Origin of the sequence: Chromohalobacter sp. 296-RDG, from assembly GCF_029889885.1 — a bacterium.
In the GTDB taxonomy this organism is placed as follows: domain Bacteria; phylum Pseudomonadota; class Gammaproteobacteria; order Pseudomonadales; family Halomonadaceae; genus Chromohalobacter.
Genome location: NZ_JARANY010000003.1, coordinates 70,745 through 90,774, shown reverse-complemented (window position 1 = coordinate 90,774; position 20,030 = coordinate 70,745). Strand labels below are relative to the sequence as shown.

15 protein-coding genes are annotated in these 20,030 nt (G+C 60.7%); 9 read left to right on the top strand and 6 right to left on the bottom strand.

Annotation, left to right across the window (positions count from 1 at the left end; genetic code table 11):
- Positions 1 to 103: 103 nt before the first annotated feature.
- The 3 genes from lipA to OP495_RS02485 form a co-directional block, all read right to left on the bottom strand.
- Positions 104 to 1,156 carry a lipoyl synthase gene (gene lipA / locus OP495_RS02495; protein WP_280561353.1) on the bottom strand — a complete coding sequence of 351 codons (1,053 nt, stop codon included), beginning with the start codon at positions 1,154 to 1,156 and terminating at the stop codon, positions 104 to 106.
- 265 nt (positions 1,157 to 1,421) lie between these two features.
- Positions 1,422 to 2,444, bottom strand: coding sequence for a zinc-binding alcohol dehydrogenase family protein (locus OP495_RS02490; protein ID WP_280566984.1), 1,023 nt, complete (start codon positions 2,442 to 2,444; stop codon positions 1,422 to 1,424).
- A gap of 88 nt (positions 2,445 to 2,532) precedes the next feature.
- Positions 2,533 to 3,507 (bottom strand): LysR family transcriptional regulator, encoded by a 975-nt coding sequence (locus OP495_RS02485; protein ID WP_280566981.1) that lies wholly within the window; start codon positions 3,505 to 3,507, stop codon positions 2,533 to 2,535.
- A gap of 176 nt (positions 3,508 to 3,683) precedes the next feature.
- On the opposite strand from OP495_RS02485, the gene OP495_RS02480 reads away from it, so the two are divergent.
- Together OP495_RS02480 and oadA are read left to right on the top strand one after the other, a co-directional pair.
- Positions 3,684 to 5,099 carry an acetyl-CoA carboxylase biotin carboxylase subunit gene (locus tag OP495_RS02480; protein WP_280566978.1) on the top strand — a complete coding sequence of 472 codons (1,416 nt, stop codon included), beginning with the start codon at positions 3,684 to 3,686 and terminating at the stop codon, positions 5,097 to 5,099.
- Positions 5,100 to 5,112: 13 nt separating this feature from the next.
- The gene (gene oadA / locus OP495_RS02475; RefSeq protein ID WP_280561348.1) at positions 5,113 to 6,927 is read left to right on the top strand and encodes a sodium-extruding oxaloacetate decarboxylase subunit alpha; all 1,815 of its coding nucleotides are present in this window, start codon (positions 5,113 to 5,115) and stop codon (positions 6,925 to 6,927) included.
- Positions 6,928 to 7,072: 145 nt separating this feature from the next.
- Here the strand turns inward: oadA and pyk are convergent, their stop codons facing one another.
- Positions 7,073 to 8,542, bottom strand: coding sequence for a pyruvate kinase (pyk, locus tag OP495_RS02470; protein WP_280566975.1), 1,470 nt, complete (start codon positions 8,540 to 8,542; stop codon positions 7,073 to 7,075).
- 144 nt (positions 8,543 to 8,686) lie between these two features.
- Between pyk and OP495_RS02465 the strand changes: the two genes are divergently transcribed.
- The 7 genes from OP495_RS02465 (at position 8,687) to OP495_RS02435 (ending at position 15,136) form a co-directional block, all read left to right on the top strand.
- Positions 8,687 to 8,818: a hypothetical protein gene (locus OP495_RS02465; RefSeq protein ID WP_280566972.1), complete on the top strand. Its 132-nt coding sequence runs from the start codon at positions 8,687 to 8,689 to the stop codon at positions 8,816 to 8,818.
- A 138-nt stretch (positions 8,819 to 8,956) separates the two neighbouring features.
- On the top strand, positions 8,957 to 11,590 hold the full coding sequence (gene topA, locus OP495_RS02460) for a type I DNA topoisomerase (RefSeq protein WP_280566969.1): 2,634 nt from the start codon (positions 8,957 to 8,959) through the stop codon (positions 11,588 to 11,590).
- The gene (locus tag OP495_RS02455) at positions 11,587 to 12,048 is read left to right on the top strand and encodes a DUF6586 family protein (RefSeq protein ID WP_280566966.1); all 462 of its coding nucleotides are present in this window, start codon (positions 11,587 to 11,589) and stop codon (positions 12,046 to 12,048) included. The genes topA and OP495_RS02455 overlap by 4 nt, the downstream gene beginning before the upstream one ends.
- 99 nt (positions 12,049 to 12,147) lie before the next feature.
- A complete protein-coding gene (locus OP495_RS02450; protein WP_280561344.1) occupies positions 12,148 to 12,393 on the top strand; it encodes a hypothetical protein in 246 nt (81 codons plus the stop codon).
- A 189-nt stretch (positions 12,394 to 12,582) separates the two neighbouring features.
- Entirely contained in the window at positions 12,583 to 13,695 is a 1,113-nt protein-coding gene (locus OP495_RS02445) for a cobalamin-independent methionine synthase II family protein (protein WP_280566963.1), read from the top strand.
- Between the two features lie 381 nt (positions 13,696 to 14,076).
- Positions 14,077 to 14,340, top strand: a complete 264-nt coding sequence (locus OP495_RS02440; RefSeq protein ID WP_280561342.1) for an Lpp/OprI family alanine-zipper lipoprotein — start codon at positions 14,077 to 14,079, stop codon at positions 14,338 to 14,340.
- A 259-nt stretch (positions 14,341 to 14,599) separates the two neighbouring features.
- Complete coding sequence (locus tag OP495_RS02435) at positions 14,600 to 15,136, top strand: L,D-transpeptidase (protein ID WP_280566961.1); 537 nt, start codon at positions 14,600 to 14,602, stop codon at positions 15,134 to 15,136.
- On the opposite strand, the gene OP495_RS02430 is transcribed toward OP495_RS02435, so the two are convergent.
- Positions 15,118 to 16,275: a L,D-transpeptidase family protein gene (locus tag OP495_RS02430; protein WP_280566959.1), complete on the bottom strand. Its 1,158-nt coding sequence runs from the start codon at positions 16,273 to 16,275 to the stop codon at positions 15,118 to 15,120. The two genes, OP495_RS02435 and OP495_RS02430, sit on opposite strands and share 19 nt — an antisense overlap.
- 159 nt (positions 16,276 to 16,434) lie before the next feature.
- Positions 16,435 to 19,887 carry a transcription-repair coupling factor gene (gene mfd, locus OP495_RS02425; protein ID WP_280566957.1) on the bottom strand — a complete coding sequence of 1,151 codons (3,453 nt, stop codon included), beginning with the start codon at positions 19,885 to 19,887 and terminating at the stop codon, positions 16,435 to 16,437.
- Positions 19,888 to 20,030: the final 143 nt, after the last annotated feature.

Sequence of the window (20,030 nt, the reverse complement as noted above, 5' to 3'; positions counted from 1 at the left end):
AAGATTGAACGACGCGTCTCCATGAAAATGGCCCGCCGTGGACTGAGTCCACGGCGGGCCATTTTCATGGTTTTCCAAGGCCTGGGCCTGGAAAGCGTCGTGTCTAGCTGACGTTGACGGCTGCGATGCGGTCGGGATCGGGCGATTGGCCGGGCACCTCAGCGGGTGCCGCCAACCCCAGATTGTTCTTCTCGAACACTCTGTCGGCGCGATAGCTGGAGCGTACCAACGGCCCTGACGGCACTTCCATGAAGCCTTTTGCCAGGCCCTGCTGGCGGTAGTGTTCGAATTCGTCGGGCGTTACCCAGCGTTCCACCGGCAGGTGGTTGTGGGTCGGTTGCAGGTATTGACCCAGTGTCACGATATCGACACCGATAGCGCGAAGATCGTCGAAGGTCTCGAGGATCTCTTCTTCGGTTTCGCCGAGGCCCAGCATGATGCTGGTCTTGGTGATCACCTCAGGGCGGTGACGCTTGGCATGCGCCAGCACGTCGAGGGTCTTGCGATAACCGGCACGCGGGTCGCGCACGCGCCCGGTCAGGCGCTCCACGGTCTCGACGTTCTGGGCGAATACCTCTAGGCCGGAATCCACCACGCGCTCGACGGCACTGGGGATGCCATCGAAGTCCGGGGTCAGCGCTTCCACTGCCACCTGGGGCGTACGCGCCTTGATCGCGCGAATGCAGTCGGCGTAGTGGCCAGCGCCAGCGTCGGATAGGTCGTCGCGGTCAACCGAGGTCAGTACCACGTAACGCAGCCCCATCAGCTCCACCGACTCGGCGGTGTTCGCCGGTTCCTCGGAGTCCAGCCAGCCACGCGGGTTGCCGGTGTCGACGGCGCAGAAGCGACAGGCTCGGGTACATACCGATCCCATCAGCATGATGGTGGCAGTGCCGTTACTCCAGCACTCGCCCATGTTCGGACAGTGAGACTCGGCACAGACGGTGCTGAGCCGGTGCTCCTTCACGTTGCGCTTGACCGCCTCGAAGCGTTCGCCGCCGGGCATCTGGACGCGTAGCCATGAGGGCTTGCGGCCGCCGACGCCATCGCCTGCGGATTGCTCGCGTGATTTCATGCCATCCTTGATGGCGGCGATGCCCTGGTCGTTGCGGTATTTCTTGCCGCTGGTGATGCGGTGGGTAGGAGTGTCGCTCATAGCGTGAGCCTCTCTGCAAGCCGGCCGACGGCGCCGAGGCGACGCTACCACAGAAGGAGGGGAAGGGCGTCGGTCGACGTTTCCGGGGGGCCTGGCACGTCTGATGATGCGTGAATTGATGTCTTCAACATACCACAAAAGGCGTAGTGCTGGACAGGCTGTCAATGGCGCGTCAGTGCCAAGGACGACGCCTGGCCGCACGCGATACCACGCTCGGCCAATGCCGAGCGTGTCGTATTACGCAGGGGCGAGTCAGTGCTGAATGTCACGCCTCGGGCATGGCACTCAATACCAGCTTGCCCGTGGTATGGCCGGTTTCGAGGCGGCGATGGGCCTCCCCGAGATTGGCCGGGGTCAATGGGCCGACGATATCACTGAGCGTGCTGCGCAGATGACCGGCGTCGAAACGCTCGGCCAGCGTCGCCAGGATCTGTCCCTGATGGGCGATATCGGCCCCATGCAGCGGCCGCGCGAACATGAATTCCCAACTGAACGTCACTGCCTTGCCTTGCAGGGCGTTGAGGTCGACGCTCTTCTGGGTCTCGGCGATGGCCACAATGTGACCCAAGGGGCGAATGAGCGTGGTCATGTTCTCCCAGTGGTCGCCGATATCGTGGCAATTGAAGATGTAATCGACCTGCTCGTGACCGGCATGTTGCATGTTCGACACGAGATCGTGGTGATCGACGACCTCATGCGCACCCATGCGTCGGCACCACTCGATGGACGTATCGCGCGACGCCGTGGCGATGACCTTGATGCCAGTGAGTTGGCGAGCCATTTGCGTCGCGATCGAGCCGACGCCACCGGCGCCGTTGATGATCAGCAGGGTCTGGTCGCGGTGCGTATCGTCGCCTTGCGAGAGCTTGAGCTTGTCGAAAAGGGCTTCCCAGGCGGTGAGTGCCGTCAACGGCATGGCGGCCGCTTCTTCGGCGCTTAATTTGCTCGGTGCCTTGGCGGTAAGGCGCGCATCGACCAGCTGGTATTCGGCGTTGCAGCCGGGGCGCTCGACTTCGCCGGCATAGTACACGCGATCTCCTGGGGCGAAGTGCTCGACGCTGGCACCGACACGTTCCACTCGGCCCACGGCATCCCAACCGAGGACGTTGTGCTGGTCGCTGGGCAGGAACGCGCCCTGGCGAATCTTGGTATCCACCGGATTGACCGAGATCGCCTCGACGCGCACGAGAAGGTCCCGTTCGCCGGGGGTGGGCATCTCGCGTTCGTGGCGCTCGAAAGCGTCCAGGGGCGCTGCTTGAGGCTGACTGGTGGTGGCGACTACTTGCATGATTGACTCCCTATAAAAGGCGAAACGTGATGGCGCTGCCTATTAAATGAGGACCGTCTAGATCGGAGTCAAGTCAAGCGCGGCTGATTCAGGGCGTGCAGGCGAAGCTGGGGCCAGGCGCGGGCACCAGTGGTGCCTTGAAGTGCGCATTCAGCTCGGGCAACAGTTCACGGACGAAGCGCAGGAAAAGCTCGGTCACGGGCGTAGGGTAGCGATCCTTGGGGTGTACGGTGCACCAGGACCGACGCAGCGGGAAACCGGGTAGCGTCGGTGACGCCAGCAGACCCGAAGCGAGCTCGAGCTGGACCGCCAGGCGCGGCAGCACGGCGACCCCGAGATGCGCCATGACACCCTGCTTGATCGCCTCGTTGGTGCCAAGTTCCAGGGTATGGCGCAGCGATACCCGCTCACGGGCGGCGAAATCCTCGAACGCGGTGCGTGTCCCTGAGCCGGGCTCGCGCATCAAGACGTAATAGCGCGTGAAATCCTCGAGTGTGGGCGCGTCGTCCGTCAACAGCGGATGCCCGGGCCACACCACGGGAATCATCTCGTTGTCGAGGATCGGCATGAAGGCGAGATTGGCATCCTCGGGCACCATGCCCATGATCACCAGGTCGTCGCGCCGCTCGGCAAGACGCTCCAGCGCCTGGCCGCGATTGCAGACACGCAGGCGGACCTGTACCTCCGGGTAGCGTGCGCGAAAGCGGGCCAGGATGTGCGGCACGACATACTGCGCGGTGCTGACGGCGGCGAGATTGAGCTCGCCGCGTATGGTCCCTGCCAATTCGGAAAGTTCCATCTGTAAGCTCGAAACCTGACCGAAGATCGACTGTACTGAGGCGGCCAGCGCATCGGCGGCCGGCAGCACATGCAGCGTCTTGCCCGCGTACTTGAAGAGTGGTTGCTCGAGCGCTTGCTCGAGTTGGCGGATCTGTGCGCTGACGGCGGGCTGTGTGAGGCCCAGTTGTTCGGCCGCACGCGAATAGGACTGCTGCCGGTGCACGGCCTGGAAAACCTGCAACTGGCGAAAGGTCAGACGATTGAGCAGATTGGGTCGTGACATGACGCCCCCGGCGTTGTCATAAGCTATTGTTTATAGCTTGGCAAAAAAATATCAATTTTTCTATTGATCCTTCGGTGGGTAGCGTGAGAGTACGATAATGACAAGCACTCAGCGACCCAAAGGGCGCCACGATGACACGCTATGTCAACGCGACGTCCACAACCGGAGGGCAGACGGTGTTCAAAAAACTTCTCATCGCCAATCGTGGCGAAATTGCTGTACGCATTGTACGCGCCTGCGCTGAGATGGGCATCCGCTCGGTGGCGATCTACACCGAGCCCGATCGCTTCGCGCTGCACGTCAAGCGCGCCGATGAGGCGCATTTCGTCGGCGAAGACCCGCTGGCGGGATATCTCGATCTGCGGCGTATCGTCGACCTGGCTCGAGAGACCGGCTGTGACGCAATTCACCCCGGCTACGGCTTTCTCTCGGAAAATGACGACTTTGCACGCATCTGCGAAGATGCTGGCATTGCTTTCGTCGGACCGAGCGCCGAGGTGATCGCGCGGATGGGAGACAAGACGGCGGCACGTACGGCGATGCGCGACGCTGGCGTTCCCGTCACGCCGGGCTCGGAAAACAATCTCGACACCTGTGAAGAAGCTTTGTCGCTGGCCGAGACCATCGGCTACCCAGTGATGCTCAAGGCGACCTCGGGCGGTGGTGGGCGCGGCATTCGCCGTTGTGATACGCCGGCGCAACTCGAGCAGGCCTGGGAGCGCGTGATCTCCGAAGCGACCAAGGCGTTCGGCAGCGCCGATGTGTTCATGGAGAAATGCGTCGTTGAGCCGCATCACATCGAGGTGCAGATTCTCGCCGACAGCATTGGCAATGTGATCCATCTCTTCGAGCGCGACTGTTCGATCCAGCGCCGTAACCAGAAGCTCATCGAAATCGCGCCGAGCCCTCAGCTAACGCCCGAGCAACGTGCCTACGTCGGCGAAATGGCCGTACGTGCGGCGAGTGCCGTGGGTTACGAAAACGCGGGCACCGTGGAGTTCCTCGTCAAGGGTAACGAGGTCTACTTCATGGAGATGAATACGCGCGTGCAGGTCGAACACACTATTTCTGAAGCGATCACCGGGGTGGATATCGTGCGCGAGCAACTGCGCATCGCCGCAGGGCTGAAGCTCGCCTACCGCCAGGAGGATATTCACCACCACGGCTATGCCATTCAGTTTCGCGTCAATGCCGAAGATCCCAAGAACGATTTCCTGCCTTCCTTCGGACGCATCACGCGTTACTACGCGCCGGGTGGGCCAGGAGTGCGCACCGACACCGCGATCTATACCGGCTATACCATTCCACCGTATTTCGACTCCATGTGCTTGAAGCTGATCGTATGGGGCATGAGCTGGGAGGAAACCCTCGATCGTGGGATTCGTGCCCTAAACGATATGCGCCTTCAGGGGGTCAAGACGACTGCGCCTTACTACCAGGAAATTCTCCGTCACCCCGATTTCCGCAGCGGGCACTTCGATACCGGTTTCGTGCCCAGCCATCCCGAACTACTCAATTATTCGGTAAAGCGCAATCCCGAGGAAGTCGCTCTGGCAATTGCCGCCGCCATCGCCGCCCACGCCGGTCTATAAGGAGATACCCATCATGAATGCCGTATCATCTTCCCAAGTCAACATCACCGACGTCGTATTGCGTGACGGCCATCAATCGCTGATCGCCACGCGCCTGCGCACGGAAGACATGCTACCTGCCTGCGCCAAGCTGGACGCCATCGGCTATCATTCGCTGGAAGTCTGGGGCGGAGCAACCTTCGATGCCTGCGTGCGCTTTCTCAAGGAAGACCCGTGGGAGCGACTGCGCGCCTTCAAGGACGCGATGCCCAATACTCCGTTGCAGATGCTGCTGCGCGGTCAGAATCTGCTGGGATATCGTCACTATGCCGACGATGTCGTCGAGCGTTTCGTCGCCAAGTCGGCGGATAACGGCGTCGATGTGTTTCGCGTCTTCGATGCGCTCAACGATCTGCGCAATCTGGAAACCGCCATGCGTGCGGTCAAGGCCAGTGGCAAGCATGCCCAGGGCACCATCTGCTACACGGTGAGCCCGGTGCACACCCTGGCGATGTACGTGGATCAAGCCAAGCGCCTGGTCGATATGGGCGCCGACTCTATTGCGATCAAGGACATGGCGGGGCTTTTGACGCCATATGCCACGAGCGAGCTAGTATCAGCCTTGGTCGAGGCCGTAGACGTGCCGGTTCATCTGCATGCCCACGCTACCTCGGGGCTGGCCCCGCTGTGCCATCTCAAGGCGGTGGAAGCGGGATGCCGGCATATCGATACCTGTATCTCGGCGTTTGCCGGCGGTACCAGCCACCCATCGACGGAAGCCATGGTCGCTGCCTTTCAGGGCACCGAATACGACAGCGGCTTGGATCTCGAAGCGCTCAAGGAGAGCGGCGACTATTTTCGGGGCGTGCGCCAGAAGTATGCCGCCTTCGAAAGCGAGTTCACCCGCGAGGATGTCTCGGTACAGATCAATCAGGTCCCGGGTGGCATGATGTCCAACCTCGCCAATCAGCTCAAGGAACAGAACGCGTTGTCCAAGATCCGCGACGTGTTCAACGAGATTCCCTGCGTGCGCGCCGATCTCGGTTATCCGCCTCTGGTGACGCCGACCTCGCAGATCGTCGGCACCCAGGCGGTGATGAACGTGCTCACTGGCGAGCGCTACAAGACCATTACCAACGAGGTGAAGCGCTATCTTCAGGGGGGGTATGGTCATCCGCCAGCGCCGGTGGATGACGATGTGCGCCGTCAGGCCATCGGTAACTCCCCGATGGAAGAGGCGCGTCCCGCTGACCGGTTGAACCCCGAGATGGAAAGGTTGAAGAAGGATATCGGTGAACTGGCCGAGGGCGAGGAGGACGTGCTGACCTACGCCATGTTCCCCGAGCTGGGGCGCGATTACCTGCAGGGGCGGTGCGATGGCACGCTGGTCTCGGAGCCGATTCCCGCGCCCGATGCGGGAGACGCCAGTCGCCCGGTGACCGAGGGCGTGCCGACCGAGTTCGTGATCGACGTGCACGGCGAGTCTTATGAAGTGCAGATCACCGGCGTGGGCGGTAACAGCGGTGGCAAGCGGCAGGTGTACCTGACGCTCGATGGCATGCCGGAAGAGGTCGTCTTCGAGGCCAAGGATGCCTTCGTCGGCGGCGAGACCTCGGGCCGTGCGCGTGCCTCGCAACCCGGCCACGTCACGACCTCCATGCCCGGCAACATCGTCGATGTGCTGGTGGCCAAGGGCGATCGCGTCGAGGAAGGTCAGGCGGTATTGATCACCGAGGCGATGAAGATGGAAACCGAAGTCCAGGCACGGGTCTCGGGTATCGTCGAAGCGGTCCACGTTGCCAAGGGTGATCGCGTGACGCCAGGCGAGGTGCTGATCGAGATCACCTGATCGGAACGTCGCTCATGACCGTGGCGCCTCGTGATTCGGTGCTACGAGTCTGGTCTGTGAAATCGACGCATGCCGCAAATAAGTGGCATGCGTCGTGGTCCTTCAAAGCGGCAAGCAATGTGCAGCTCGCCGGCAAAGGTGCTGATCAATCAATCTCGTCGCCTACTTGGATGACCTTCATGGTGTTGGTGCCGCCATGGGCATTCATATGATCGCCGCGTGTCAGGATGACGTGATCGCCCTGCTTGACGATGCCCAGCGAGACGAGATTGTCGACGGCGTGGTTATTGAACTCAGTGGGCGCGAGACTTTGCGTGTCGAAGGGCAATGAGACGACCCCGCGATACAATGCCATGCGGCGCTGCGCGATTTCGGTATGTGCCAAGGCGACGATCGGCAGGCCGGAACGAATGCGCGAGGCGATCAATGGCGTATAACCGGTGGCGGTCATGCAGACGATGGCGGAGACCCCATCGAGATGGTTGGCGGCGTACATGGCCGAAAGTGCCACGGTTTCATCGACCCGGGTGAAGCCTTCGTGGATGCGGTGCTGCGATTGCTGCGCGGCACGCTCGCGTTCGGCACCCAGGCAGAGGCGCTCCATGGCCTTGATGGTTTCCACGGGGTAGTCGCCGGCAGCGGTCTCGGCGGAGAGCATGACGGCGTCGGTACCATCGAGCACTGCATTGGCGACGTCGAAGACCTCGGCGCGGGTCGGTAGTGGCGACTCGATCATCGACTCCATCATCTGTGTCGCGGTAATCACCACTTTGTTAAGGCTACGTGCATGCTGGATGATGCGCTTCTGCACGCCGATCAGTTGGGCATCGCCGATTTCCACGCCCAGATCGCCACGCGCGACCATGACGGCTTCGCTGGCGCGGATGATATCATTCAATGTGTCGTCATCGGCGACCGCTTCGGCGCGCTCGACCTTGGCGACAAGACCGATCTCGCTACCCGCTTCGCCGAGCAGGTCGCGGGCCAGGCGTATGTCGTCGCCATGCCGCGGGAAAGACACGGCCAGGTAGTCGACACCGATGTCGATGGCGGTCTTGAGGTCCTCGCGGTCCTTGTCGGTCAGTGCGGCCGCGGACAGGCCGCCGCCTTGCTTGTTGATGCCCTTGTTATTGGAGAGCTTGCCTCCGACTTTGACCGTAGTGTGGATCGCTGGGGCATCGACGCGCTCGACCTGCAGCTCAAGGCGACCGTCATCTAGCAGCAGCACATCGCCGGGTGCGACGTCGGCGGCCAAGTCCTTGTAATCGCAGCCGACCTGGTTCGCGTCGCCGGCATCGCGTTCCAAGGAAACGTCGATGATGAAAGGTTGGTTCTGCTCGAGGGTGACGGCGCCTTCCTTGAAGCGGGCGATGCGGATCTTGGGGCCTTGCAGGTCGCCCAAGGCGGCGACGGTACGTCCGACGCGTGCGGCTGCGTCGCGTACCGCCTTTAGCCGCCGCCGATGGTCGTCCGCAGAGCCGTGGGAGAAGTTGAGTCGTACCACGTCGACGCCTGCGGAGATCATGTCTTCGAGGACCCCGTCGCGGTCGCTGGCCGGGCCCAGGGTCGCGACGATCTTGGTGCGGCGCATCGGACCGTGAAACGCATTCTGCATGGAATTCTCCTTGGCCTCATGAAAGGGTAATAGCGGCTCTGTGCGAGCCATGTCGTTATTTTACGACATTGTGCCTCATCGTCTCGACAGGTGCGATGGCCCCCAAGTCGTGAACGTCAGATTATCACTTTTAGCATGCGGGACATGCCCCTAGGTTGGATGACTCTGGAGATGCTTGCCAGTGCCATGGTCATGGGAAGCATGTCGATTTGGGCGCGGGTTGTGCTTGCCGGTAGTCAGGTGTCGCGTCTAGTGTTTTCCAAGCCAGTGGCGTAAAGACAGTCATGCACTTGACGGACTGGCGCGCAACGAGGCGCTAAGGTAGGGTAGGCGCATTTTTCGCCGGGCGGTTCCCGGTCACGATATCACTGCCGGCGCCATGTTAGGGCGCGTCGGCCATTCGAGCGGAGCGTTATGGGCAAGTCACTGGTCATCGTGGAGTCGCCGGCCAAGGCCAAGACGATCAACAAGTATCTCGGCAACGATTTCGTGGTGAAGTCGAGTGTCGGGCACATCCGTGACTTGCCGACGAGTGGCAGCGGCAAGAACGCCACCGATCCTAAAGAGCGAGCCCGCCAGGCGGCGGCGACACGCAAGATGTCGCCCGATGAAAAAGCCACCTATAAAAAGCAGAAGCAGTGGACCCAGCTGGTACGGCGCATGGGGATCGATCCTGAGCATGGCTGGGACGCCAACTACGAGATACTGCCGGGCAAGGAAAAAGTCGTTGCCGAGCTCAAGAAGCACGCCGAAAAGGCCGATGCCGTCTATCTCGCGACCGACCTGGATCGTGAAGGGGAGGCCATCGCCTGGCACCTGCAGGAAACCATTGGTGGCGATGCGTCCCGCTATCGTCGCGTGGTCTTCAATGAGATCACCAAGAATGCCATTCAGGAGGCGTTCAAGACACCCGGCGAGCTGGACCTGTCACGCGTCGAAGCGCAGCAGGCACGGCGTTTCCTGGACCGTGTCGTCGGCTTCATGCTGTCGCCGTTGCTGTGGAGCAAGATCGCACGGGGACTGTCGGCGGGCCGGGTCCAGTCGGTGGCGGTGCGCTTGATCGTCGAGCGCGAGCGTGAGATTCGCGCCTTCGTTCCCGAAGAATTCTGGGATGTCCACGCTGATCTCGTGGCTGAAAAGGGCGATGCGACGCCGATTCGTTTCGAGGTAGCACGTCATGAAGGCCAGGCGTTTCGTCCTACCTCTGAACAGGAAACGCTAGAGCGCATCGCGCCGCTTCGCGAGGCGGCGCTGGCGATCACCGATCGTGAGACCAAACCGACACGCTCCAAACCGAACGCCCCGTTCATTACCTCGACCCTGCAGCAGGCCGCCAGTGGACGTCTCGGGTTTTCAGTGAAGAAGACCATGACTCTGGCGCAGCGTCTCTACGAGGCGGGGTACATCACCTATATGCGAACCGACTCGACCAACCTCTCGCAAGACGCGGTGGAGAGTGCCCGGGCGTATATCGACGAACGTTTCGGCCAGGCGTATTTGCCTGAGTCGCCCAACCGTTATGCCAGCAAGGAGGGGGCGCAGGAGGCGCACGAGGCGATTCGCCCTACCGAGGTGGCGCAAAACGGTGACGAGCTTGCAGTGGAGCGCGATGCCCAGCGTTTGTATGAGTTGATCTGGCGCCAGTTCGTGGCCTGCCAGATGGTGCCGGCGGAATACCTGGCGACGACGCTGACCGTCGAGGCCGAAGAGTTCGAGCTCAAGGCGCGTGGTCGAGTGCTCAAATTCGACGGTTACACGAAGGTGATGAAGCCGGCGGGCAAGAAAGAGGAAGATCAGGCACTGCCGGATCTCGAGAAAGGGCAATCGATGACTCTGCAGGCCCTCGATCCTCAGCAGCATTTCACCAAGCCGACGGCGCGTTATACCGAGGCAAGCCTGGTCAAGGAGCTCGAAAAGCGGGGGATCGGGCGACCTTCCACCTATGCCTCGATCATCTCCACGATCCAGGATCGTGGCTACGTCAAGCTCGAGAGCCGCCGTTTCTATGCCGAGAAGCTGGGCGATATCGTCACCGATCGTCTCGCCGAATCGTTCAGCGACCTGATGGATTACGGCTTCACCGCACGCATGGAAGACCACCTCGACGAGATCGCCACCGGCAACCGCGAATGGCGTGAGCTGTTGGATGCCTTCTACGCCGAGTTCAAGGCCAAGCTCGAGCATGCCGAGGCCGAAGAAGGCATGCGGCCGAATCAGCCGGTGCCGACGGACATCGACTGTCCCACTTGTGGCCGCAAGATGCAGATTCGTACGGCATCGACCGGTGTCTTCCTGGGGTGCTCGGGATATAACCTGCCGCCCAAGGAACGTTGCAAGACGACCATCGATCTTACCGCCGGTGACGAAGCCGTGGCGTCGGATGCCGATGAGGAGGCCGAAACCGAGGCCTTGCGGGCCAAGCACCGTTGCCCGGAATGTGGCACGGCGATGGATAGCTACCTGATCGACGAGGCGCGCAAGCTGCACATCTGCGGTAATAGTCCCGATTGCAGCGGGCATGAAATCGAGCAGGGCACGTTTCGTATCAAAGGGTACGACGGTCCGGTCATCGAGTGCGACAAGTGCGGTAGCGAGATGCAGCTCAAGTCCGGGCGTTTCGGTAAGTACTTCGGCTGTACCAACGAGAACTGCAAGAATACCCGCAAGCTTCTCAAGAGCGGCGAAGTCGCGCCACCCAAGATGGATCCGATCCCCATGCCCGAGCTGGCTTGTCAGAAGGTGGAGGATCATTACGTCTTGCGCGATGGCGCCAGCGGCCTGTTTCTGGCGGCGAGTCAGTTTCCCAAGAACCGTGAAACGCGTCCTCCCTTGGTCAAGGAGCTCAAGGCGCATCGCGACGAGCTACCCGAGAAGTATCATTTCCTGCTCGACGCGCCGGGGGAAGATCCCGAGGGGCGTGACGCGCAGATTCGCTTCTCGCGCAAGACCAAAAGCCAGTACGTGATGAGTGAACGTGATGGCAAGGCGAGCGGCTGGCGGGCCGAATTCGAAGACGGAAAGTGGCGGATCGAGGATAAGCGCAAATGACGCCGAGAGGTCGTACCAATCAACTGCTCTATCATGCCCAGTTGTTATTGGATACCGCCTGGGACGACGACGAGCATACCGATGCCCGGCGTATGGCGCATGAAGAAGGCGCCTTGGCCATGCTGGAGCTGGCGCTCAACGCGGCGCTGCGTGAGCTGACAGAGCATGCGCAACTCTCGCGCCACGATTGGCGCGAGCTGTTGTCCGATCAGGGCCCGGCGCTAGCGGGTGTCGTACAGTTGCGCGAGCTGGCGCGACGGGAAGATAGCTGGTTAGATCGATTGCTAGCGCGTCTCGAGTCTTTGCATGACGTCGAGGGCGCGTCGCGTCGCCGAACCGGTGGTTCGGGCATGATCGCCAGCGCCTCGGGCATGGCCTTGCCCGAGGAGCTCGATGCATGTATAGCGGCGTTCAAGGTTCAGCTTGACGAACTGCGCGAGACCAGCGAGGAGTGGTGACGACGCATGCATGCGGTGGTATCCTGATAAGTAACGAAAAGAAACGACCATGGCGTTTGCCTTGGTCGTTTTTTATTGGGTCAAACGGGAGAATATAGCGTGTCCGATACCGCGATTCTGGAAATCGTCGAACTTGCCGATGGTGAAGTCGTGCTGCGGTCTTCCGAAGCCGACGCCGACGGCGAGGCATTGGTAAGCATTCGCTTCTCGGAGGAGGCGCTGGATCTATTGCGTCAGAGCCGCTTCGAGGTGGCGCGTCAGATGATCGACCATGCGATCACGCGCACGCGCCTGTGGGAAGGCAATGAGGAAGAGTCGCAAGAGGCCCCGGAAACGGTGCATTGATGCGCTTTGCTTGAAGGTCGATGTGAGTGTTGTCGCCATGATGTCCGGCTGCCGATAAGGCGCCGAGCGTCATCGTATATAGCGCCATGAATTTCTTTCATGCTTGATTGAAGGATATGCAGTGGTCATGGCCGCTGTGGCACGGCACAGTAAGCGCCCTAATCTTCGAGACGAGAGTCGAAAAACGCTATGAGCCAGTATCACCCTCCATTTCGTGCCGACACCGTGGGTAGCCTGTTGCGGAGCGACGAGCTCAAACAGGCGAGACGCCGTTTTCAAGCGGGGGAAATCGACTATGCGGCATTGTGCGATGTCGAAAACGCCGAGATTCGACGTGTCGTCGCCAAGCAGGAAGCGCTGGGCCTCAAGGCGGTCACCGATGGCGAGTTCCGCCGCGCCTGGTGGCATTTCGATTTTCTTGAAGGTCTCAAGGGCGTAGAAGGTTATAGCGCGGATCAAGGGATCCAGTTTCAGGGGCGTCAGACGCAGGCGCGCAGCGTGCGCGTGACCGACAAACTGGGTTTCGATCCTGAGCACCCGATGCTCGGACACTTCCGCTTCCTGGCGGACACGGTCGATAAGGCGACGCCGAAGATGACGCTGCCCAGTCCCAGCGTGCTGCATTTCCGTGGTGGTCGCCGCAGTATCGACAGTAGTGTCTATCCTTCCCTGGATACCTTCTTCGCCGACCTGGCCGACACTTACCGTGACGTGGTCAAGCATTTCTATGCGGCAGGCTGTCGTTATCTGCAGCTCGATGACACGGTGTGGGCGTATCTGTGTTCCGATAAGGAACTCGCGGCAGCACGTGAGCGTGGCGAGGACGCCGATCGTCTGCAACACATCTATGCCGAAGTGCTCAACCATGCGCTGGCAGATCGTCCCGACGATCTGCATGTCAGTCTGCACGTCTGCCGCGGTAACTTCCGCTCGACGTGGATCAGCGAGGGGGGCTACGAGCCGGTTGCCGAGACGCTTCTGGGACGCGTCGATGTCGATGCCTACTTCCTCGAATACGACACCGAACGGGCGGGCGGCTTCGAGCCGCTGCGTTTCCTGCCGGAAGGTCACAAGCAGGCTGTCCTGGGGCTGATTACCAGCAAGAGCGGCGAACTCGAGCCCGCCGATACAGTTAGTGCTCGCATCGCCGAAGCGTCACGCTACGCGCCGCTTTCCCAGCTTTGCCTGAGCCCTCAGTGCGGTTTTGCCTCGACCGAGGAAGGTAATTTGCTCAGCGAAACGCAGCAGTGGGACAAGCTGCGCCATGTCGTGGATATTGCCAAGGCCGTCTGGCAAGACTGAGTTCTACTGTACTGGTCTGGTGTTCGCCCCTGCATGCTCGCATGTGGGGGCGTTTTATTGGTTGGCGCTCGCGTGCCAGTTCAATGAAGGCGAGGCGGATTGCGCGTTGGTCGGTAAGCCATCCTGCCATGTAACGGAAAGTTATCGCTTCTACGAGGAGGAATTATGACGCTTATCGACGTCAGCGGTGTGTCCATTCGGCGACGATTGGGGGCGTCTTTTCCCCTTGATCATGGGCAGTGTGGGAAAATTTATCGTTTCTCAGGCAATTGATATTGGCGAGATTAGCGTTATTCGTATTATCCTGTGGGCGGTACATGAGGGACCTGATGTATCAGGGCTTCATCACCACACACAGAAAGGTTTTCAAGGAGAACGCAGATGTTGTCCAACAGCAAGAACACGCTCAAGCTTCTGGTCGCCGCTGGCTCACTGGCCGTTTTGGCAGGTTGTGCTTCTGGCCAGGAACAGATGAAGAGCGATATCGATCAGGCGCAGGCTGATGCGGCTGAAGCCAAGAGCATGTCTCAGCAGGCAATGAATGCTGCCGAGAAAGCGCAGCGCGATGCGAATGCCGCTCTCGAAGCGACTCAGCGCAATCGCGACGAAATGGATCGTATGTTCGAGAAGTCCATGCGCAAGTAATGCGTAGGCAGTATGGGGCCGGCGTTTCAGCGTCTGGTCCAGAAAAAGGGCCCCGCCATTGGTGGGGTCCTTTTCGTTTGCAGCCGACGGGGATGACGTCCCCCGGGGCTCTCGGTGTACGCTAGCGCCTTGTCACGATCATTCGGAGTGGAACATGAGGCGATGGGCGCGTGCTTTGGCAATGACCTTGAGTGTTTTGTCGTTAGCGGTTGGGAGTGGGTCATGCGCGCTGGCGAACGCCGATGACGAGGTTTGGATCTTGATCGACGATAATGATTCCACGCTGGATATCTATCGCGGCGATACACGCATCGAGCGTTTCGAGCCGGTGGCGCTGGGGCGGGGTGGAACGGCGCGCGTTCGCCAGCGAGGCAGCAGGATGACGCCTACCGGCGAATTTCACATCAACCGTATCAATCGCGACAGCAAGTTCAATATCTTTCTGGGACTGGATTATCCCAAGCTCGATACTGCACGCGAGGCGATGCGGGCCGGGTTGATGTCTCCAACCGAGTATGCCGATTTCCAGGATGCCTATTACCGTGATGGGGCGCCGCCGCAGGATACGGTGCTGGGCGGCTACATCGGCATTCATGGGCTGGGGAGCAGTGACCCCGATATTCATCGGCGCTTTAACTGGACGGAAGGGTGTGTGGCCGTCACCAACGATCAGATCGAAGAATTGACGCGCCTGGTCTCGATCGGCACACGCGTCGTGATTCGTGGAGACGACGATGCACCGATCGATTCTCTGCGCGACAAGCCTCAGGCAAGCACTCAGATTTCGACGGATTGATAAAGCAGGTGCGGCAGTATCGGCAGGGCGTCATACAGGCTGCCTGGCAATGGTTCGTGCGGAGTCTCTTCTTCGGGCTCGACGTTCAGTGCCACCGCTGCGCCATCGGGAATCAACACCGCGTCCGCTAGACGCCGGTGATCGATATCGGTGTCGATAGCGTGGCGTTTCAAGGTGGCTACGAGGGATTCGTCAGCGTCGAGCACACGCTTGATGACTGGTGAACGGCGGTCTTCCTCGAGCAGGGGGAAGGACTGCACGTAGAGTGTCTCGTCGCGCCACCCGAACTTGGTCGGCTCGCTGACCAGGTTCACCTGGGTGCCCACCGGCAGTTTGTCGAAAAGATGCTCCACATCCTCCGGGAACATGCGAATACAGCCATGCGTGACGCGCATGCCGATACCTTGGGGTCGGTTGGTGCCGTGAATCAGGTAGCCGGGAATGCCCAGGCGCATCTTGTACTTGCCCAGCGGGTTATCGGGGCCGGGTGGCACCACATCCGGGAGTTCCCGGTCGTCCTCGGCGTGCTCCTTGATGATTGACTGAGGCGGATACCAGGGCGGATTTTTCTGCTTCTCGGTAATCCGTGTCTTGCCCAACGGCGTCGACCAGTCCATGCGTCCGACGCTGATGGCATAGGTCTCCATCCGTGCCGGTTCTCCCTCCTTTCGCTCGGGATAGTAATAGAGGCGCATTTCGGGAATGTTGACCACGACGCCTTCGCGGTCGGCATCGGGCAGAATGAAGCGTGTGGGCACCGTGACTTCTGTACCTTCGCCGGGATACCAGACACTGACGTCGGGGTTGGCGCGGCGCATCTCTTCGTAGCCGATGCCATACTGACGGCCGATATCGAGCAGCGTATCCTCCTGTTCGGCCTCGATGACGCGTATCTTGCCGACGATATTGCTGTTGTCATCGATCTCGAAGCGCGTGACGCGCTGGTCATGGGGGGCCGCCTCGGTTTGCGGCAAACTAGCCGCTTCAGGGTCGATCACGGGGCCCGGAGCGGATTCGGCAGGTGTCGCTGCCTCGGGGTCGATCACTGGGCCCGGCGCGTCGTCGGCAAGTGCCAGTGTGGACAGAGACAGCAAGGGGGCCAGCAGAAAGGGGGATAGGCCACGAGATGTAACCGGCATGGATAAAGACTCTTTTTCGGTCAGGCAAGTGGCGGATGCCACACTCACCTGCATTCTGGCGTATTTTCATGCCGACACAAGCCTTCAGCGGGCTTATGACGCGCATCCGTGCGTCTGTGTAAGGGTCTGGCAGGGCACCCGCATGGCGGATGCTGCCTGTTATGCTGCTTCCGTCTTGCGGTTGAGTTGTTCGAGTAACGCTTCAAGCAAGGAAAAGCGCTTTTCCTCGTCGCTCATATCGCCTTCGAAACGCAATGTATCCGCGCCGTCCAGCCGGTAGTGCGTTGGGTTCTTCTGGATCATCTGGACCAGCGTCATGGGGTCGACGACGGTTTGTGTGCCGAAAGTGAGGCGGCCACGCTCGGCGCCGGCCTCAAGGCGCACGATGCCCAGACGTTCGGCACGCTGGCGGAGCCGGGTCTGACGGAAAAACGTCTTGAGAGGCGCGGGTAGTAAGCCAAAGCGGTCGATCATTTCGACCTGCAATTCCTGAAGCTCGGCTTCATCCTCGGCGTTGGCGATGCGCTTGTACATGATCAGGCGTTGCTGTACGTCGGGCAAATAATCGTTGGGGATCAATGACGGCAAGCTGAGGCTGATTTCCACACCATCGTCCAGCGGAGACTCGATGTTGGGCGTCTTGCCGCTCTTGATGGCCTTGACCGCGCGGTCGAGCATTTGCATGTAAAGGCTGTAGCCGACCGTTTCCATCTGCCCGCTTTGTTCATCGCCCAGTAGTTCGCCAGCGCCACGAATTTCCATGTCGTGACTGGCGAGGGTGAAGCCGGCCCCGAGATCCTCCGCCAGGCCGATCGCTTCGAGGCGCTTGAGCGCATCTTGGGTCATGGCCTTGGGTGGTGGCGTGAGAAGATAGGCATATGCCTGATGATGGCTGCGACCGACACGCCCACGGAGCTGGTGCAACTGAGCGAGCCCGAACTTATCGGCGCGTTCGATGATGATGGTATTGGCGCTCGGTACGTCGATGCCGGTCTCGATGATCGTAGAGCACACCAGCACATTGAAACGTTTGTGATAGAAGTCCGACATCACGCGTTCCAGCGTACGCTCGGGTAGCTGGCCGTGGGCAACGGCCACGCGTGCCTCGGGCACCAGCTCGGCAACGCGTTCGGCAGTGGTCTCTATCGTCTTGACTTCGTTGTGGAGAAAGTAGACTTGGCCACCGCGCAGAATTTCACGCAGCAGGGCTTCCTTCAGGACGCCTTCGTTGCGCTGCTGCACGAAGGTCTTGACCGATAGGCGGCGTGCCGGGGGCGTGGCGATGATCGAGAGGTCGCGAATACCGCTCATCGCCATGTTCAAGGTGCGGGGGATCGGTGTCGCGGTGAGCGTGAGAATATCGACTTCGGAGCGCAGACTCTTGAGTTTTTCCTTCTGGGAAACGCCGAAGCGGTGTTCCTCGTCGATGATCAGCAGCCCCATATTGGGGAGCGACATCGTCTTGGAAAGCAGCTTGTGGGTGCCGATGACGATATCGGCACGGCCTTCGTTGATGCGCTCCAGCGACGCTTGTTGTCCTTTGCCGGCGGTGAAGCGCGAAAGCAGCTCGATCTGCACCGCAGTGTCCGCGAAGCGGTCGCGGAAATTGTCATAGTGCTGTTGGGCCAGCAGGGTAGTGGGGACCAGTACCACGACTTGGCGATCGGAGTGCACGGCGAGAAAAGCCGCGCGCATGGCGACCTCGGTCTTGCCGAAGCCCACGTCGCCGCAAACCACGCGGTCCATCGGGCGCGGTGCGGTCATGTCGCCGATGACCGCATCGATGGCAGCGTGTTGATCGGGTGTTTCCTCGAAAGGGAAGCTGGCCGTGAAGCGTGCGTATTCCTCGCCGGGTGCGTCGCAGGCGAAGCCTTCGCGCGCCTCGCGTCGGGCGTAGGTATCCAAAAGCTCGGCGGCGGTATCGCGTACCTTCTCGGCCGCCTTGCGCTTAGCCTTGTCCCAGGTTTCCGAGCCGAGTTTATGCAGCGGCGCCAGTTCATCGGTGGCGCCGGCATAACGTGAAATAAGATGCAGACTGTCTACCGGAACGTAGAGCTTGGCGCCGCCGGCATATTCCAGTGCCAGAAATTCAGCGGCCTGGCCGCCGGCTTCCAGTGTCTCGAGCCCTTGGTAGCGACCTACGCCGTGGCTTTGGTGAACCACCGGAGAGCCGGGGCGCAATTCCGCCAGGTGACGTACGGCGAGCTCGTTGTCATCGGTCACCCGCCCACGGCGGCGTGCTTGGCGAACGACATCGCCGTACAGCTCGGTTTCGGTGATGACGCAGGTGGCGGGGCTATCGAGCCATAGCCCTTCATCGAGATCGCCTGCGCAAATTGCCAGTGGCGCACTACCATCCATGAAGTGTTGCCAGCCATCGGCCACGGCCAGCGTGCGCCCCAGTGGGGCGAGGGTTTCTTCCAGTGCTTCGCGGCGTCCACTCGACTCGGCGACCAGCAAGACGCGCGGAGCGTCGGAGGCACCGAGAAAGGCCTCCAGTTTGGCGAGGGGGTGATGACCACGTGCGTGGATGGCTACATCCGGGAGCGAGTGCGTGTTCGGTACCTTGGCATGCGGATGCGGTTCGTCATCGTCAACCAGCGCCACGCGTGGGTGCTGCTTGATGGAGGCGAATACCTCGGGCACGGGTAAGAAGGCATGTGCCGGCGGCAGCAAGGGCCGCGTGGGGTCGACGCCAAGATTGTCGTAGCGACTTTCGATGGCACTCCAGTGGTGCTCGGCTGCGTCGTGGACGCCGGGCATCAGCGCAATGCGCGTATGCGCATTCAGATGTTCGAACAGACTTGCGGTGTCCTCGAAGAAAAGCGGCAGGTACTGCTCCAGCCCGGGTGACGGAATGCCCTTGATCGCATCGTTGTACAGCGGGCATTGGCGCGGGTCGACGTCGAACAATGTCTCGAACCCCTCGCGGAAGCAGGCGATTGCCGAGCGTGACAGCGAATATTCGTGTGCCGGTAGCAACTCTACGCGCTCGACCTTATCCAGGGAGCGCTGAGAGTCGGGATTGAAATACCGCAAGGTATCGACTTCGTCATCGAACAGATCGATACGTAGGGGATGATCGCTGCCCATCGGGTAAAGGTCGATCAAGGCACCACGCAGCGCGTATTCACCGGGTTCGTAAACGGTCTCCACGGCGCGGTAGCCAGCTCGCGATAGACGCTCCCGGAATCCTTCTCGATCGAGTTGCATGCCGGTATGCAAGGTGAGTACACGACCGGCGATGTAATCGGTGGGCGGGAGTCGTTGCATCAAGGTATTGATGGGCACCACGACGATACCGCGCGTCCCTTCTTGCAACTGGCGCAGTGTCTTGAGGCGTGTCGAGACGATGTCCTGATGCGGCGAAAAGCTATCGTAGGGCAACGTTTCCCAGTCGGGGAACGATAAGATGGGATGATCGGCGAAGAATTGCAGTGCGCCTTCGAGCCGTTGAGCGCTGGAGGTATCGGGGGTCACCACCATCAGCGGAGCGTCGTCGGCGAGGCGTGCCAGCGCCAGTGCGCCAGCGGCGGCGTGCGGATGCTGCCAGTAGACGGTGTCACGCACGCCCTGAGGATGCGGTGGATCGAGCGGTGAAAAATACGACATGGTGTGCTTCATTTTCTGTGTCGAGATGATGATAGCAGGCAAAGCAAGGGATGGGGGCAATACGCGGGGATTTAAAGCCAGGCCCGATATCGGCCTTGTAGTCGAAAATAGCGGCATGAATCGGCGTTCAATGCCTTTTTTCG

Excerpts from the sequence above, each read along its gene's own strand:
- lipA (WP_280561353.1), bottom strand. The coding sequence starts at position 1,156 with ATGAGCGACACTCCTACCCACCGCATCACCAGCGGCAAGAAATACCGC.
- OP495_RS02490 (WP_280566984.1), bottom strand. The coding sequence starts at position 2,444 with ATGCAAGTAGTCGCCACCACCAGTCAGCCTCAAGCAGCGCCCCTGGAC.
- OP495_RS02485 (WP_280566981.1), bottom strand. The coding sequence starts at position 3,507 with ATGTCACGACCCAATCTGCTCAATCGTCTGACCTTTCGCCAGTTGCAG.
- oadA (WP_280561348.1), top strand. The coding sequence starts at position 5,113 with ATGAATGCCGTATCATCTTCCCAAGTCAACATCACCGACGTCGTATTG.
- pyk (WP_280566975.1), bottom strand. The coding sequence starts at position 8,542 with ATGCAGAATGCGTTTCACGGTCCGATGCGCCGCACCAAGATCGTCGCG.
- OP495_RS02465 (WP_280566972.1), top strand. The coding sequence starts at position 8,687 with ATGCCCCTAGGTTGGATGACTCTGGAGATGCTTGCCAGTGCCATGGTC.
- topA (WP_280566969.1), top strand. The coding sequence starts at position 8,957 with ATGGGCAAGTCACTGGTCATCGTGGAGTCGCCGGCCAAGGCCAAGACG.
- OP495_RS02455 (WP_280566966.1), top strand. The coding sequence starts at position 11,587 with ATGACGCCGAGAGGTCGTACCAATCAACTGCTCTATCATGCCCAGTTG.
- OP495_RS02445 (WP_280566963.1), top strand. The coding sequence starts at position 12,583 with ATGAGCCAGTATCACCCTCCATTTCGTGCCGACACCGTGGGTAGCCTG.
- OP495_RS02440 (WP_280561342.1), top strand. The coding sequence starts at position 14,077 with ATGTTGTCCAACAGCAAGAACACGCTCAAGCTTCTGGTCGCCGCTGGC.
- OP495_RS02430 (WP_280566959.1), bottom strand. The coding sequence starts at position 16,275 with ATGCCGGTTACATCTCGTGGCCTATCCCCCTTTCTGCTGGCCCCCTTG.
- mfd (WP_280566957.1), bottom strand. The coding sequence starts at position 19,887 with ATGTCGTATTTTTCACCGCTCGATCCACCGCATCCTCAGGGCGTGCGT.